Source organism: Enterobacter sp. J49 (genome assembly GCF_002148625.1).
Classification (GTDB): domain Bacteria; phylum Pseudomonadota; class Gammaproteobacteria; order Enterobacterales; family Enterobacteriaceae; genus Enterobacter; species Enterobacter ludwigii.
In genome coordinates this window covers 1-14323 of the sequence record NZ_MWPY01000037.1, presented here as the reverse complement: position 1 = coordinate 14323, position 14323 = coordinate 1, and the positions used below count along the sequence as shown (strand labels likewise).

Genomic DNA, 14323 nt, shown 5'->3' with positions numbered 1-14323 from the left:
CATCTCTTTTCCCGCCAGAAGAGTAACGCAACCCAGTCTTTATTTCACCACAAAATCTGACGCTAACGATCTGCTTCGCAAAATATTTTCTTTCTTTTACGTGGTTTTAATCCTCCGCCTCGAGTTTAGCGGTTACAACTCACATCAAAAAAAACGTGCGATATCTCGCATTCGGATGCTATTCTGACCAAACACTGTTTAGTAAATTAAACAAAAAATCATGAACACAACACCTGAACTGCATTGTGATGTACTGATCATCGGTAGCGGCGCTGCCGGTCTCTCCCTGGCACTGCGTCTGGCCGAACATCAGAGCGTAATCGTTCTGAGCAAAGGGCCGATAAGTGAAGGTTCTACGTTTTATGCCCAGGGCGGTATTGCCGCCGTGTTTGATGAGACGGACAGCATTGCGTCGCATGTCGACGATACGCTGATTGCCGGGGCCGGGATCGTGGATGCACATGCCGCAGAGTTTGTGGCCAGTAATGCCCGTCATTGCGTGCAGTGGTTAATCGATCAGGGCGTATTATTTGATACACAGGTACAACCAAACGGTGAAGAGAGCTACCACCTGACCCGCGAAGGCGGGCATAGCCACCGCCGTATCCTGCATGCCGCAGACGCTACCGGTAAAGAAGTCGAAACCACGCTGGTCAGCAAAGCCCTCAGCCATCCTAACATTCGGGTCCTTGAGCGCAGCAATGCCGTTGACCTGATTATTTCCGACAAGATTGGCCTTCCGGGTACGCGTCGTGTCGTGGGTGCCTGGGTCTGGAATCGCAATAAAGAAAAGGTTGAGACCTGTCAGGCGAAGGCCGTGGTACTGGCGACTGGCGGTGCATCCAAAGTGTATCAGTATACCACCAACCCCGATATTGCCTCCGGAGACGGGATCGCCATGGCCTGGCGCGCCGGTTGTCGCGTGGCAAACCTTGAATTCAACCAGTTTCACCCGACCGCCCTGTTCCATCCTCAGGCGCGTAATTTCCTGCTGACGGAAGCCCTGCGCGGTGAAGGCGCATACCTGAAACGCCCTGACGGCTCCCGCTTTATGCCGGACTTTGACCCCAGAGGCGAGCTGGCACCGCGCGATATCGTTGCCCGCGCCATCGACCATGAAATGAAGCGTCTTGGCGTGGACTGCATGTATCTGGACATCAGCCATAAGCCGGCAGAGTTTATCCGCCAGCATTTCCCGATGATCTACGAAAAGCTGCTGGGTCTGGGGATTGATTTAACCCGCGATTCGGTGCCCATCGTGCCTGCCGCCCACTATACCTGCGGGGGCGTAATGGTTGACGATCATGGTCGCACCGATGTGGATGGCCTGTATGCTATCGGTGAAGTAAGTTATACCGGGCTTCATGGCGCGAATCGGATGGCGTCGAACTCACTGCTGGAGTGTCTGGTTTACGGCTGGTCTGCCGCGGAAGATATCACGAAGCGCATGCCTTACGCCCGTCAGACAGAAAATCTGCCTGCCTGGGATGAAAGCCGCGTGGAGAACCCGGATGAGCTGGTCGTTATTCAGCATAACTGGCACGAACTGCGGCTGTTTATGTGGGACTACGTCGGGATTGTGCGGACCACGAAACGTCTTGAACGCGCATTACGCCGTATCACGATGCTGCAGCAGGAAATCGATGAATATTATGCCAATTTCCGCGTATCCAATAACCTGCTGGAGCTGCGCAATCTGGTTCAGGTTGCCGAATTGATTGTTCGCTGCGCGATGATGCGCAAAGAGAGCCGCGGTTTGCACTATACCCTCGACTACCCCGATCAGCTGGCCGAGTCCGGGCCGTCGATCCTCTCCCCGCAGGTTCACATAAACAGATAAAACGCCTGGGTCAGAGCGGTGTAATCTTCGGAATAACGCTGGTCTGGCCCACGGATCACCATTCGGTCGTTAAAGCATTCACCTTCTTTGGGTGAGAGCGCCAGCAGCACGCGGTGCGGCAATCGCCCTTCGGTATCCGCAATATCGGTGCGTAAACGTAATTTCCAGCCAATCTCTTGCGCTATGCCAATAAACGCATTGCCGGTGCTTTCTGGCAGAACCACGCAGAAAAACCCTTCTTCTGAAATAAGCTCTGCGGCACTGATCAGCAGCGCCTTATGGTCGAGAGAGCCGGTATAACGGGCCTGTTCACGCTCAGGCGTTCCGCACTCAACTCCGGGCGCGTAGTAAGGAGGATTGCTGACAATCAGGTCGTAACGCGCGGTTTGCTCCGGCGTCCAGTCGAGCACATCTGCACATTCTACGTTAATCCGGGCGGCCCACGGAGATTCAGCCGCATTTTCACTCGCCTGCTCCGCCGCCTGCGCATCCAGCTCCACCGCATCTATGGTGACATGCGCTTCGGTACGTTGCGCCAGCATCAGCGCCAACAGCCCGCTGCCCGTCCCAATATCCAGAATACGCTTTACACCTGCGACAGGTGCCCAGGCACCCAGTAAAATACCGTCTGTACCGACTTTCATGGCACAGCGATCGTGAGCGACAAAAAATTGTTTAAACGTAAAACCATCGCGGCGCAGCTGCGCTTTGAGTTGAGACATGTCAGGGCAACCTTCTAAGTGAAACTGGAGTAGCATAGGGGAAAGCGAAGTGGCCGCAAAGCGATATCCATACAAACAGATGAAGATTACAGCCGTAACGTCTATAATCAGCGCCCCACACAGAGGTAGAACATGACTGTAACGACTTTTTCCGAACTTGAACTCGATGAAAGCCTGCTCAATGCACTTGAGAGCAAAGGCTTTACACGCCCGACCGCCATTCAGGCAGCGGCCATTCCGCCTGCGCTTGAGGGCCGCGATGTGCTCGGTTCTGCGCCAACCGGCACGGGGAAGACAGCAGCTTACTTGCTGCCTGTGTTGCAGCATCTGCTCGATTTTCCACGTAAAAAATCAGGCCCGCCGCGTATTTTGATCCTGACGCCGACACGCGAGCTGGCGATGCAGGTTGCCGATCACGCCCGCGAGCTGGCGGTCAATACCCATCTGGATATCGCCACGATCACTGGCGGCGTTGCGTATATGAACCACGCCGAAGTGTTTAGCGAAAACCAGGACATCGTCGTTGCGACGACCGGTCGCCTGCTGCAGTACATTAAAGAAGAGAACTTCGACTGCCGCGCGGTAGAAACACTGATTCTGGATGAAGCTGACCGCATGCTGGACATGGGCTTCGCGCAGGATATCGAACATATCGCGGGTGAGACACGCTGGCGTAACCAGACGATGCTGTTCTCTGCCACCCTTGAAGGGGACGCGATCAAAGACTTCGCAGAGCGCCTGCTGGAAGATCCGGTGGAAGTTTCCGCGACGCCGTCCACGCGCGAGCGCAAGAAGATCCACCAGTGGTATTACCGTGCAGATAACCTTGAACACAAGGTTGAGTTACTTAAGCACCTGCTGAAGCAGGACGATGCCACCCGTACCATCGTCTTTGTGCGTAAGCGCGAGCGTGTGCATGAACTGGCTGAAATGCTGCGTAATGCCGGAATCAATAACTGCTATCTCGAAGGCGAGATGGCGCAGGTTAAGCGTACCGAAGGGATTAAACGTCTGACTGATGGTCGCGTGAACGTGCTGGTCGCAACAGACGTTGCTGCACGCGGGATCGACATTCCGGACGTCAGTCACGTCATTAACTTCGATATGCCACGCAGCGGCGACACCTATCTGCACCGCATTGGCCGTACCGGCCGTGCCGGACGCAAAGGTATCGCGATCTCTCTGGTCGAAGCGCATGACTACCTGCTGCTGCAGAAAATTGGCCGCTACGTTGATGAGCCACTGAAAGCACGCGTTATTGATGAGCTTCGCCCGACCACACGTGCACCGAGTGAAAAAATGACGGGCAAACCGTCTAAAAAAGCGCTCGCAAAACGTGCTGAGAAAAAAGAGAAAGAAAAAGAGAAGCCGCGCGTGAAGCAGCGCCACCGCGATACCAAGAATATTGGTAAACGCCGTAAACCAAGCTCTGCCGCACCAGAGACGAAAACTGAAGAGTAAAAAAAAGCCGGGGAAAACCCCGGCTTTTTTATTCCCCCCCGAGACTGAAACCTTACAGGCTTTCAGTAAAGGTACGCGCAATAACGTCGCGCTGCTGTTCCGGGGTCAGAGAGTTAAAACGTACTGCATAACCTGATACACGAATGGTCAGCTGTGGGTATTTTTCCGGGTGCTTAACCGCATCTTCCAGCGTTTCACGACGCAGCACGTTCACGTTCAGGTGCTGACCACCTTCAACGCGCACTTCCGGTTTTACTTCCATTGGGATTTCACGGTATTCGATTTCGCCCAGTTTGTTCACCGGAACGATTTCATCTTCAGCAAAACCCGCTTTCGCTACTACACAGCGCGCTTCATTTTTCTCGCTGTCAAGCAGCCAGAAAGAGTTGAGCAGGTCGTCATTTGCAGCTTTAGTAATCTGGATACCTGTAATCATGTGTTGCCTCCCTTAGGCTACATTAACTGGTGTCGGCCTCGCGCGGCCAATTGGTAAAACCATTGTTTCTTGTGTGTATATATATCACTCGCACCCCGGTCATTTATTGATTTAAATCAACAAAAACACCAACCACACAAAGAGTGTGGTTTGATTTTATTGTTCCAGATCAATTTCATTGCTTTGCCAGCTCAACTCCTTTCGCATCTATTCAAAATAAATTGAATGACTTACGGTGATTTTATGCCTGGGATTTTGCACCCCGGGTTTTAGCGGTTAAGCTAGGCGCAGAATGTGATTCGCAGGAGAGCGAGATGACGACACCGTTGACCTGGCACGATGTGCTGGCAGAAGAGAAACAGCAGCCCTATTTTATTAACACCCTCAGCACCGTTGCGGCAGAGCGGCAGTCTGGCCAGACGATTTATCCGCCACAAAAAGATGTTTTCAACGCGTTTCGCTATACCGAACTCAGCGATGTGAAAGTGGTTATCCTCGGTCAGGATCCTTACCACGGACCGGGACAGGCTCACGGGCTTGCTTTCTCTGTACGTCCTGGGGTTGCTATCCCCCCTTCGCTTCTGAACATGTACAAAGAACTCGAAAAGACCGTGCCCGGGTTTACCCGGCCCACTCATGGTTATCTGGAAAGCTGGGCGCGCCAGGGCGTGCTGTTACTGAATACGGTACTCACCGTACGTGCCGGTCAGGCACATTCTCACGCCAGCCTGGGCTGGGAAACCTTTACCGATAAAGTCATCAGCCTTATCAACGAGCATCGTGAAGGGGTGGTGTTTTTACTGTGGGGTTCCCACGCGCAGAAGAAAGGGGCGATTATCGACAGGCAGCGTCATCATGTCCTGAAGGCACCGCATCCGTCACCGCTGTCAGCGCATCGTGGTTTCTTTGGTTGTAATCATTTTGTTCTGGCGAACGAGTGGCTGGAAAAACGTGGCGAAACGCCAATTGACTGGATGCCAGTGTTACCGGCTGAGAGTGAGTAACGCAGCGGATGTGCCCGTTTTAGCGGGCACACCCGATGCACAGTCTTATGCTTTATTCTGACGCCACCATTCCGCCAGCAGTACGCCAGTCGCAACGGAAACGTTCAGACTTTCAACATTGCCTGTACCGTCGATAGAGACGCTCAGATCCGCGCTGGAAAGCGCAGCATCCGACAGGCCATCACGCTCCTGACCCAGCACCAGCACCATTTTACGCGGCAGTGTTGCTTTAAACAGCGGCGTAGCGGCATGGCTGGAGGTCGTGACGATGGCATATCCCGCATTACGGAACTGCTCAATAGCATCCAGAACGCTGTCGCCGGTGATCGGCTGAACATGCTCTGCCCCGCCCTCTGCGGTACGGATCGCGGCACCCGATTCCAGCAGCGCGGCATCCTGTAACAGCACGCCTTTCACGCCAAAGTGCGCGCAGCTACGCATCATTGCACCCAGATTATGCGGGTTGCCCACATCTTCAAGCGCCAGCACGCAGTCATCGGCTTCCGCCTGGCTAACCCACTGCTGTACGGTAGTCCCGTTACGTTTTTTGATCAGGAAGCACACGCCACCGTGGTGTTCAGTGCCTGATGCTTTCGTCAGCTCAGCATCATCCACCACATGGTAGGCTTTACGGTTTGCCGCCATCCAGCGCAGCGCTTCCTTAAAGCGCGGGGTTACGCTCTGGATAAACCATGCGCGAACGATGCACTCAGGACGGCTCTGGAACAGCGCCTGGCAGGCGTTCTCGCCATAGACTCGGGTCTCTTCTGCACGCTGACGGCGCAGCACTTCCGGGTCAATAAAGCTTTTCCCGCTGATGCCGCCGTGATCGGCTTTTTCAGGCGCCTCATCACCAGGGGCGCGAGAAACGGTACGCCAGGGGGATGAACCCTCGCGCGAGAAATCATCGCGTTTGCGATCGTCACGCTTACGGTCATCACGTTTGCGGTCATCACCGCGGTTATTTCTGTCATCGCGGGCGGGGCGACGGCCACCGTCTGCACGAGAAGACGCCGGACGCCCGCCACCTTTTCCGGTACGCGGATTTTGGGTGCGTTTATCAGAGTCATCATCACTGCGGACATACATCACTTTGACCTTGCCGCTTTTGTTTTTCATTTCGTCGTTCATGCTTTTCTCCACCAGCGCTGCGCGAAGCGCGCAGATTACCCGATGTGCAAGCTCATAGCCATAAATTCGTACAAAAGCCTGTGACTATTGTTCTCATTGAATAAAACGCATTGTCGTTTCAAACAGGCTGAATGATAATATGTAACATATTAGAAACATTATCGGCATTCTGCCGCTGTCCCACGGCTCTATCAGAGGTTAGTTATGAATACCGTATGTGCCAACTGTCAGGCTCTTAATCGCATTCCGGACGATCGGATTGAAGATGGTGCGAAATGCGGGCGTTGTGGCCATGAACTGTTTGATGGCGATGTTATCAACGCTACGGGTGCTACGCTGGACAAACTCCTCAAGGACGATCTTCCGGTGGTTGTCGATTTTTGGGCACCGTGGTGTGGTCCGTGCCGTAGCTTCGCGCCTGTCTTCGAGGATGTTGCCGAAGAACGCAGCGGCAAAATGCGTTTTGTTAAGGTCAATACCGAAGCAGAACGTGAGCTGAGTGCACGCTTTCGCATTCGCAGCATCCCAACCATCATGATTTTCAAAAATGGTGAAGTGATCGACATGCTTAACGGTGCTGTTCCTAAAGCACCGTTTGATAGCTGGTTAAACGAATCGCTGTAACATTAACGGGGCGCATCTTGTGCCCCGTTCCTTCCTCTGCGAAAATAGGGTTTTTCCTGCACTTCGCCCATGACTGATAACGCTGTTCTTCAACTGCGCGCCGCACGCCTGGCCCGCGCGACTCGCCCTTTTCTTGCCCGCGGCAATCGTGTTCGCCGCTGTCAGCGTTGTCTGCTGCCGCTAAAAGTTTGTCTGTGCGAGACCCTTGCGCCGAGCACGGCGAAGAGTCGTTTTTGCCTGGTCATGTTCGATACCGAACCAATGAAACCCAGCAATACCGGACGCCTTATTGCCGACATTCTGCCGGATACCGCGGCATTTCAGTGGTCACGCACGGAACCGCCTCAAGCCCTGCTCGACTTAGTGGCAAACCCGGACTATCAGCCAATGGTCGTATTTCCGGCCTCGTATGCTGGCGAAGATCGCCAGGTGCTTTCGGCACCGCCATCTGGTAAACCGCCGCTGTTTATTATGCTGGACGGAACCTGGACCGAAGCGCGAAAAATGTTCCGCAAAAGTCCTTATCTCGATTCATTGCCGGTAATTTCGGTCGACCTTTCCCGCGTCTCGGCCTACCGCCTGCGAGAAGCGCATGCTGACGGGCAGTACTGTACCGCTGAAGTGGCGATTGCCCTTCTGGATTTAGCGGGAGATACCGTCGCGGCAGGTGCGCTGGGGAGCCATTTCTCCTGCTTTCGTGAACGTTACCTGGCAGGAAAAACCGTTCATAAGGGCAGCGTCACAGCAACTGAGACAGAAAACGTTTAAAATCATCAGGTCGCTTGCATTCACAGGAGGCCTGCATGAGCCAGCGAGGGTTAGAAGCGCTACTTCGTCCTAAATCCATTGCCGTTATCGGCGCATCAATGAAACCGGATCGCGCAGGCTATCTGATGATGCGTAACCTGCTGGCCGGCGGATTTAATGGCCCCGTCATGCCCGTTACGCCTGCCTATAAGGCTGTTCAGGGGGTGCTGGCATGGCCGGACGTGCAGAGCCTGCCTTTCATACCGGACCTTGCCATCCTGTGTACAAATGCGAAACGTAATCCAGCCCTGCTGGAGTCGCTCGGCAGGAAAGGATGTAAAACCTGCATTATTCTCTCGTCTCCGCCCGAACAGCAGCCGGAGCTTCTGGCATGCGCCAGTCGCTACCAGATGCGCATTCTTGGGCCAAACAGTCTGGGCCTGCTCGCCCCGTGGCAAGGGCTGAATGCCAGCTTCTCCCCGGTCCCTATCCGCAAAGGCAAACTCGCATTTATTTCGCAATCGGCTGCGGTATCGAACACGATCCTCGACTGGGCGCAACAGCGTGAGATGGGGTTTTCCTACTTCATTGCTCTGGGTGACAGCCTGGACATCGACGTTGATGAACTGCTCGATTTTCTGGCTCGCGACAGCAAAACCAGCGCCATTCTTCTTTATCTTGAGCACCTGAGCGACGCCCGTCGTTTTGTGTCGGCTTCCCGTAGCGCGTCCCGTAACAAACCGATTCTGGTGATTAAAAGCGGGCGTAGCCCGGCCGCCCAGCGTCTGCTGCAGTCGCATTCCGGCATGGATCCCGCCTGGGATGCCGCGATTCAACGCGCGGGTTTGCTACGGGTTCAGGATACACACGAGCTTTTTTCCGCCGTCGAGACGTTAAGCCATATGCGTCCGTTACGCGGTGAGAAGATAATGATTGTCAGTAATGGCGCGGCTCCTGCCGCGCTTGCACTGGATGAACTGTGGCTGCGCAATGGCAAGCTGGCCACCCTGGGTGAGGAGACGCTACAACGCCTGAAAGAGGCGCTGCCGGCAAGCGTTAGCCCAGGCAATCCCCTCGATTTGCGCGATGACGCCAGTAGCGATCACTATATCAGGGCGATCTCCCTTTTACTGGATAGCCAGGATTTCGACGCGCTGATGATTATTCACTCCCCCAGCGCGGTCGCTCCCGGGAGTGAAAGCGCGCGCGCACTGATTGACGCCGTCCGGAACCATCCTCGTGGTAAATATGTCACCCTGCTGACCAACTGGTGCGGTGAGTTCTCTTCCCAGGAGGCACGACGCCTGTTCAGTGAAGCCGGTCTGCCCACCTACCGCACTCCGGAAGGCACGATTACGGCGTTCATGCATATGGTGGAGTATCGCCGCAACCAGAAGCAGCTCCGTGAAACCCCGGCTTTACCGGGTAACCTGACGGCGAACACCGCCGATGTTCATCGGCTTTTACAGCAGGCTATCGAAGAGGGAGCAACCTCGCTTGATACGCACGAAGTGCAGCCGATTCTGGGCAGTTACGGGATGCAAACCCTGCCCACCTGGATTGCCGGCGACAGCGCCGAAGCCGTGCATATTGCCGAACAGATTGGCTATCCCGTTGCCCTCAAGCTTCGCTCACCGGACATCCCGCATAAGTCTGATGTCCAGGGGGTGATGTTATACCTGCGGACTGCGACCGAGGTACAGCAAGCCGCTGATGCCATATTCGACCGGGTCAAAATGGCCTGGCCTCAGGCGCGGATCCACGGGCTGCTGGTGCAAAGCATGGCTAATCGCGCGGGCGCTCAGGAGCTGCGCGTGGTGGTTGAATACGATCCTGTCTTTGGCCCGCTTATCATGCTGGGGGAAGGCGGCGTCGAGTGGCGTCCTGAGGAGCAGGCGGTCGTGGCTTTGCCACCACTGAACATGAACCTGGCGCGCTATCTGATCATTCAGGCCATCAAAAGCAAAAAAATCCGGGGCCGAAGCGCGCTGCGCCCTCTTGATATTGCCGGGTTGAGTCAGTTCCTGGTGCAGGTATCTAACCTGATTGTTGATTGCGCGGAGATCCAGCGGCTGGACATCCACCCGCTGCTCGCCTCCGGCAGTGAGTTTACGGCCCTGGACGTCACGCTGGATATCGCGCCTTTCGAGGGTGACAGAGAGAGCCGCCTTGCGATCCGTCCGTATCCTCTGCAGCTGGAGGAGTGGGTGGAGATGAAAAACGGGGAGCGCGCATTGTTCCGCCCTATCCTGCCGGAAGATGAACCGCAGCTGCGCATGTTCATCTCTCAGGTAACGAAAGAGGATCTTTACTATCGCTATTTTAGCGAAATCAACGAATTTACCCACGATGATTTAGCCAATATGACCCAGATCGACTACGATCGAGAAATGGCATTTGTCGCCGTTCGTCGTTCCGATAAGGGCGATGAGATCCTCGGCGTTACGCGTGCTATTTCCGACCCGGATAATGTTGATGCGGAGTTTGCTGTGCTGGTGCGCTCCGATCTGAAAGGGTTGGGTCTGGGGCGACGGCTGCTGGAAAAACTCATCAGTTATACGCGAGATCACGGATTGTTACGCCTCAATGGCATTACTATGCCTAACAATCGCGGTATGGTGACCCTGGCGCGAAAACTTGGATTTGACGTTGATATTCAGCTGGACGAAGGTATTGTGGCCTTATCCCTGAGCCTGATATCAGCGGATAAAGCCGAGTAAGCTACTGGAAATGTTACCCACTTTGGACGGGACTGGTGGTATCATTGTCCGCTTATGTTGTTTGCATGGTACAGACAACCCTTCAATGAACAGAGAAGAAACGCACTGTGATGTTGTCAAAATTTAAGCGTAATAAACATCAACAACACCTTGCTCAACTACCGAAGATTTCTCAGTCAGTTGATGATGTAGAGTTCTTTTACGCTCCCGCCCATTTTCGGGAGACGCTTCTGGAAAAGATTGCCGGCGCTACGCGTCGCATTTGCATTGTGGCCCTGTATCTTGAACAAGATGAAGGTGGGCGCGCGATCTTAAATGCGCTCTATGAAGCCAAGCGTCAACGTCCGGAACTGGATGTTCGCGTGCTGGTCGACTGGCACCGCGCTCAGCGTGGCCGTATAGGCGCTGCTGCTTCAAACACCAATGCTGACTGGTATTGCCGCACGGCGCAGGAAAATCCTGGCGTCGATGTGCCCGTTTACGGCGTACCTGTAAATACCCGGGAAGCGCTCGGCGTCCTTCATTTCAAAGGGTTCATCATTGATGATAGCGTGCTGTACAGCGGCGCGAGCCTGAATGATGTTTACCTTCATCAGCTCGATAAATATCGATATGACCGTTACCATCTGGTTCGTAATCCCCAGATGGCGGATATCATGTTTAACTGGGTTGATAAGAACTTAGTACAGGGTCGCGGCGTAAATCGTCTTGACGATCCACACCGTCCTAAAAGCCCGGAAATTAAAAATGATATCCGCGCGTTCCGCCAGGAACTGCGTGATGCGGTCTACCATTTCCAGGGCGATGCCAATAACGAAGAGCTGTCCGTTACACCGCTGGTGGGGTTAGGCAAATCAAGCCTGCTGAACAAAACGATTTTCCACCTGATGCCGTGTGCGGAGCAGAAACTCATCATCTGCACCCCTTACTTCAACCTTCCCGCCGTGCTGGTGCGTAATATCATTCAGCTGCTGCGTGATGGTAAAAAAGTTGAAATTATCGTCGGTGACAAAACTGCTAACGACTTCTTTATTCCTGAAGATCAACCGTTCAAGATTATCGGTGCCCTCCCTTATCTCTATGAGATTAACCTGCGCCGTTTCCTGAGCCGTTTACAGTATTACGTTAACACTGACCAGCTGGTCGTGCGTCTGTGGAAAGATGAAGACAACAGTTATCATCTGAAAGGGATGTGGGTCGACGATGAATGGATGCTGCTTACGGGCAATAACCTCAACCCTCGCGCCTGGCGTCTGGATCTCGAAAATGCCATCCTGATCCATGACCCGAAACATGAGTTAGCGACCAGTCGTGAACGTGAGCTCGAGCTTATTCGCACGCATACCACTGTGGTTCAGCATTACCGTGAACTGCAGAGCATTGCCGATTACCCGGTGAAAGTCCGCAAGCTTATTCGTCGCCTGCGTCGAATCCGTATTGACAGACTTATCAGCCGTATTCTGTGATGTCCAGGCCCTGTCAGCGACAGGGCTTTTTTTTGGAGTCCGCTAATGCGTATTCTTCTCTTGCTGAGTATTCTCTTTCTCAGTGGCTGTAGCCATATGGCTAACGATAGCTGGTCCGGGCAGGATAAAGCGCAACACTTTCTCGCCTCCGCGATGTTGTCCGCTGCCGGTAATGAGTATGCACAACATCAGGGGTACAGTCGGGATCGTAGTGCGGCAATCGGCCTGATGTTCTCTGTAAGCCTCGGGGCTTCAAAAGAACTGTGGGATAGCCGCCCCGCGGGGAGCGGCTGGAGCTGGAAAGACTTTGCCTGGGACGTAGCCGGTGCCACGACCGGCTATGCCGTGTGGCAGATGGCTCGCTATTAGAGACGAATACCTTTACCCTTTCGATGCAGCATCAGGGAGACAATAAAGGCCAGTGCCCCCATCACCGTCACGTACCAGAAGAAAGTTGTTTCCGTTCCCCATGATTTAAGCGACAGCGCGACGTACTCCGCAGAGCCACCGAACAGCGCATTGGCGACCGCATAAGAAAGCCCTACCCCCAAAGCGCGTACCTGTGCCGGGAACATCTCAGCCTTCAGGATCCCACTGATCGATGTGTAAAAACTGACAATGACCATCGCCAGCATGACCAGACCAAAGGCGGCATACGGTGAGGAAACGTGCTGAAGCGCAGTTAAAATGGGAACAGTACATAACGCGGACATGCCGCCAAAGATCAGCATTGATGTGCGACGCCCTATTTTATCGGAGAGCGCGCCAATAAGTGGCTGAATCAGCATAAAGACGAACAACGCGGCGGTCATGATAGCGCTGGCGACGTTGGCGTGCATGCCCGTGGTGTTCACCAGATATTTTTGCATGTAGGTGGTGAAGGTGTAAAAGCTGAGAGAACCGCCCGCGGTGAACCCGAGAACCATCAGGAAAGCTTTGCGGTTACGCCACAGCCCTTTAAACGACCCCGCCTCCTTCAGCGCCCGGACCTCTTTTTGCGAGGTTTCATCCAACTGACGACGCAACCAGAGTGCGACGACCGCCAGTACAGCGCCCATCGCGAAAGGAATTCGCCATCCCCACTCATGAAGCTGGCTGTCGGTAAGGACCTGCTGCAGAATAACCACCACCAGAATGGCCAGAAGCTGGCCACCAATAAGCGTGACGTACTGGAAAGAGGCGTAAAATCCTTTCCGGCCCTCAAGGGCAATTTCACTCATGTAAGTGGCGCTGGTACCGTATTCTCCTCCAACAGAAAGTCCCTGGAACAGACGAGCCAGTAGCAAAAGAGCCGGCGCCCATGTCCCGATAGCATCATAACCGGGGAGACAGGCGATCACCAGCGAGCCAAAGCACATCATGCAGACCGAAATCAGCATGGATGCCTTACGTCCTCGACGGTCTGCGATCCGTCCAAACAACCATCCACCAATGGGGCGCATTAAGAAGCCCGCAGCAAATACGCCCGCCGTTTGCAGAAGCTGTGTGGTGGTGTTACCGGACGGGAAGAAGATATGTGCGAAGTAAAGTGAACAGAATGAGTAGACGTAAAAGTCGAACCATTCCACCAGGTTCCCTGAAGAGGCACTGACGATTGCCCATACCCTTCTACGGGAATCACTGGCAGCCAGCGTCCCGTTCGATGTTATGCTTTCTGTCATTGTGATTATGCTCCTGCCATAAAAACGGCATGCTGAGTCCTGAGAACTCACGATCTTGTAAAGCAAATGTTATTATTTTGTTATAAATAACATTGAGAGTAAGATCACATTTTCTATTAGCAAGGTAAGTTATAGGATAAAGACTAAGGGTCGTTGGCTGGTGTGGCGGTGTACAGTCTGATGCCGTCTCCGGCGGCGGGAAAGAACCAAAGCAAAAAACCCCGCACCATACGGTACGGGGTTCTTTTAATTGATGCCTGGCAGTTCCCTACTCTCACATGGGGAGACCCCACACTACCATCGGCGCTACGGCGTTTCACTTCTGAGTTCGGCATGGGGTCAGGTGGGACCACCGCGCTAAAGCCGCCAGGCAAATTCTGTTAATCTGTATCAGCTGAAAATCGTCTCTCTCACGCCAAAACATCTTCGGCGTTGTAAGGTTAAGCCTCACGGTTCATTAGTATCGGTTAGCTCAACGCATCGCTGCGCTTACACACCAGACATATCAACG

General features: G+C 54.0%; 12 protein-coding genes and 1 rRNA gene. 8 read left to right on the top strand and 5 right to left on the bottom strand.

The features are described from left to right. Positions 1-220: 220 nt before the first annotated feature. Positions 221-1840 carry an L-aspartate oxidase gene (gene nadB / locus BJP35_RS18415; protein ID WP_020883000.1) on the top strand — a complete coding sequence of 540 codons (1620 nt, stop codon included), beginning with the start codon at positions 221-223 and terminating at the stop codon, positions 1838-1840. Here nadB and BJP35_RS18410 read toward each other — a convergent pair. Next, positions 1825-2562, bottom strand: coding sequence for a tRNA1(Val) (adenine(37)-N6)-methyltransferase (locus BJP35_RS18410; RefSeq protein ID WP_032680478.1), 738 nt, complete (start codon positions 2560-2562; stop codon positions 1825-1827). The genes nadB and BJP35_RS18410 overlap by 16 nt on opposite strands. 132 nt (positions 2563-2694) lie before the next feature. Here BJP35_RS18410 and srmB point away from each other — a divergent pair, with 132 nt between their 5' ends. Then, the gene (gene srmB / locus BJP35_RS18405; protein WP_014171223.1) at positions 2695-4023 is read left to right on the top strand and encodes an ATP-dependent RNA helicase SrmB; all 1329 of its coding nucleotides are present in this window, start codon (positions 2695-2697) and stop codon (positions 4021-4023) included. Positions 4024-4075: 52 nt separating this feature from the next. On the opposite strand, the gene grcA is transcribed toward srmB, so the two are convergent. After that, a complete protein-coding gene (gene grcA, locus BJP35_RS18400) occupies positions 4076-4459 on the bottom strand; it encodes an autonomous glycyl radical cofactor GrcA (RefSeq protein WP_013098327.1) in 384 nt (127 codons plus the stop codon). 314 nt (positions 4460-4773) lie between these two features. On the opposite strand from grcA, the gene ung reads away from it, so the two are divergent. After that, a complete protein-coding gene (ung, locus tag BJP35_RS18395; protein WP_025203444.1) occupies positions 4774-5463 on the top strand; it encodes a uracil-DNA glycosylase in 690 nt (229 codons plus the stop codon). Between the two features lie 45 nt (positions 5464-5508). Here the strand turns inward: ung and BJP35_RS18390 are convergent, their stop codons facing one another. Then, positions 5509-6594 carry a tRNA/rRNA methyltransferase gene (locus BJP35_RS18390; RefSeq protein ID WP_025203443.1) on the bottom strand — a complete coding sequence of 362 codons (1086 nt, stop codon included), beginning with the start codon at positions 6592-6594 and terminating at the stop codon, positions 5509-5511. A 204-nt stretch (positions 6595-6798) separates the two neighbouring features. Between BJP35_RS18390 and trxC the strand changes: the two genes are divergently transcribed. The 5 genes from trxC (at position 6799) to BJP35_RS18360 (ending at position 12520) form a co-directional block, all read left to right on the top strand. Further along, complete coding sequence (gene trxC / locus BJP35_RS18380; RefSeq protein ID WP_014171226.1) at positions 6799-7218, top strand: thioredoxin TrxC; 420 nt, start codon at positions 6799-6801, stop codon at positions 7216-7218. Positions 7219-7287: 69 nt separating this feature from the next. Further along, positions 7288-7986: a tRNA-uridine aminocarboxypropyltransferase gene (tapT, locus tag BJP35_RS18375; RefSeq protein ID WP_047743101.1), complete on the top strand. Its 699-nt coding sequence runs from the start codon at positions 7288-7290 to the stop codon at positions 7984-7986. A 35-nt stretch (positions 7987-8021) separates the two neighbouring features. After that, positions 8022-10685, top strand: coding sequence for a protein lysine acetyltransferase (gene pat / locus BJP35_RS18370; protein ID WP_047743103.1), 2664 nt, complete (start codon positions 8022-8024; stop codon positions 10683-10685). Positions 10686-10795: 110 nt separating this feature from the next. Then, positions 10796-12151 (top strand): CDP-diacylglycerol--serine O-phosphatidyltransferase, encoded by a 1356-nt coding sequence (pssA, locus tag BJP35_RS18365; RefSeq protein ID WP_020882993.1) that lies wholly within the window; start codon positions 10796-10798, stop codon positions 12149-12151. A gap of 45 nt (positions 12152-12196) precedes the next feature. Further along, positions 12197-12520: a YfiM family lipoprotein gene (locus tag BJP35_RS18360; protein ID WP_047743105.1), complete on the top strand. Its 324-nt coding sequence runs from the start codon at positions 12197-12199 to the stop codon at positions 12518-12520. Here BJP35_RS18360 and BJP35_RS18355 read toward each other — a convergent pair. Together BJP35_RS18355 and rrf are read right to left on the bottom strand one after the other, a co-directional pair. After that, positions 12517-13812, bottom strand: coding sequence for an MFS transporter (locus tag BJP35_RS18355; protein ID WP_025203439.1), 1296 nt, complete (start codon positions 13810-13812; stop codon positions 12517-12519). The genes BJP35_RS18360 and BJP35_RS18355 overlap by 4 nt on opposite strands. A gap of 255 nt (positions 13813-14067) precedes the next feature. After that, positions 14068-14183: ribosomal RNA gene (rrf, locus tag BJP35_RS18350) — 5S ribosomal RNA — on the bottom strand. Positions 14184-14323: the final 140 nt, after the last annotated feature.

Excerpts from the sequence above, each read along its gene's own strand:
- tapT (WP_047743101.1), top strand. The coding sequence starts at position 7,288 with ATGACTGATAACGCTGTTCTTCAACTGCGCGCCGCACGCCTGGCCCGC.
- grcA (WP_013098327.1), bottom strand. The coding sequence starts at position 4,459 with ATGATTACAGGTATCCAGATTACTAAAGCTGCAAATGACGACCTGCTC.
- pssA (WP_020882993.1), top strand. The coding sequence starts at position 10,796 with ATGTTGTCAAAATTTAAGCGTAATAAACATCAACAACACCTTGCTCAA.
- BJP35_RS18390 (WP_025203443.1), bottom strand. The coding sequence starts at position 6,594 with ATGAACGACGAAATGAAAAACAAAAGCGGCAAGGTCAAAGTGATGTAT.
- BJP35_RS18360 (WP_047743105.1), top strand. The coding sequence starts at position 12,197 with ATGCGTATTCTTCTCTTGCTGAGTATTCTCTTTCTCAGTGGCTGTAGC.
- nadB (WP_020883000.1), top strand. The coding sequence starts at position 221 with ATGAACACAACACCTGAACTGCATTGTGATGTACTGATCATCGGTAGC.
- BJP35_RS18410 (WP_032680478.1), bottom strand. The coding sequence starts at position 2,562 with ATGTCTCAACTCAAAGCGCAGCTGCGCCGCGATGGTTTTACGTTTAAA.
- ung (WP_025203444.1), top strand. The coding sequence starts at position 4,774 with ATGACGACACCGTTGACCTGGCACGATGTGCTGGCAGAAGAGAAACAG.
- pat (WP_047743103.1), top strand. The coding sequence starts at position 8,022 with ATGAGCCAGCGAGGGTTAGAAGCGCTACTTCGTCCTAAATCCATTGCC.
- trxC (WP_014171226.1), top strand. The coding sequence starts at position 6,799 with ATGAATACCGTATGTGCCAACTGTCAGGCTCTTAATCGCATTCCGGAC.
- BJP35_RS18355 (WP_025203439.1), bottom strand. The coding sequence starts at position 13,812 with ATGACAGAAAGCATAACATCGAACGGGACGCTGGCTGCCAGTGATTCC.
- srmB (WP_014171223.1), top strand. The coding sequence starts at position 2,695 with ATGACTGTAACGACTTTTTCCGAACTTGAACTCGATGAAAGCCTGCTC.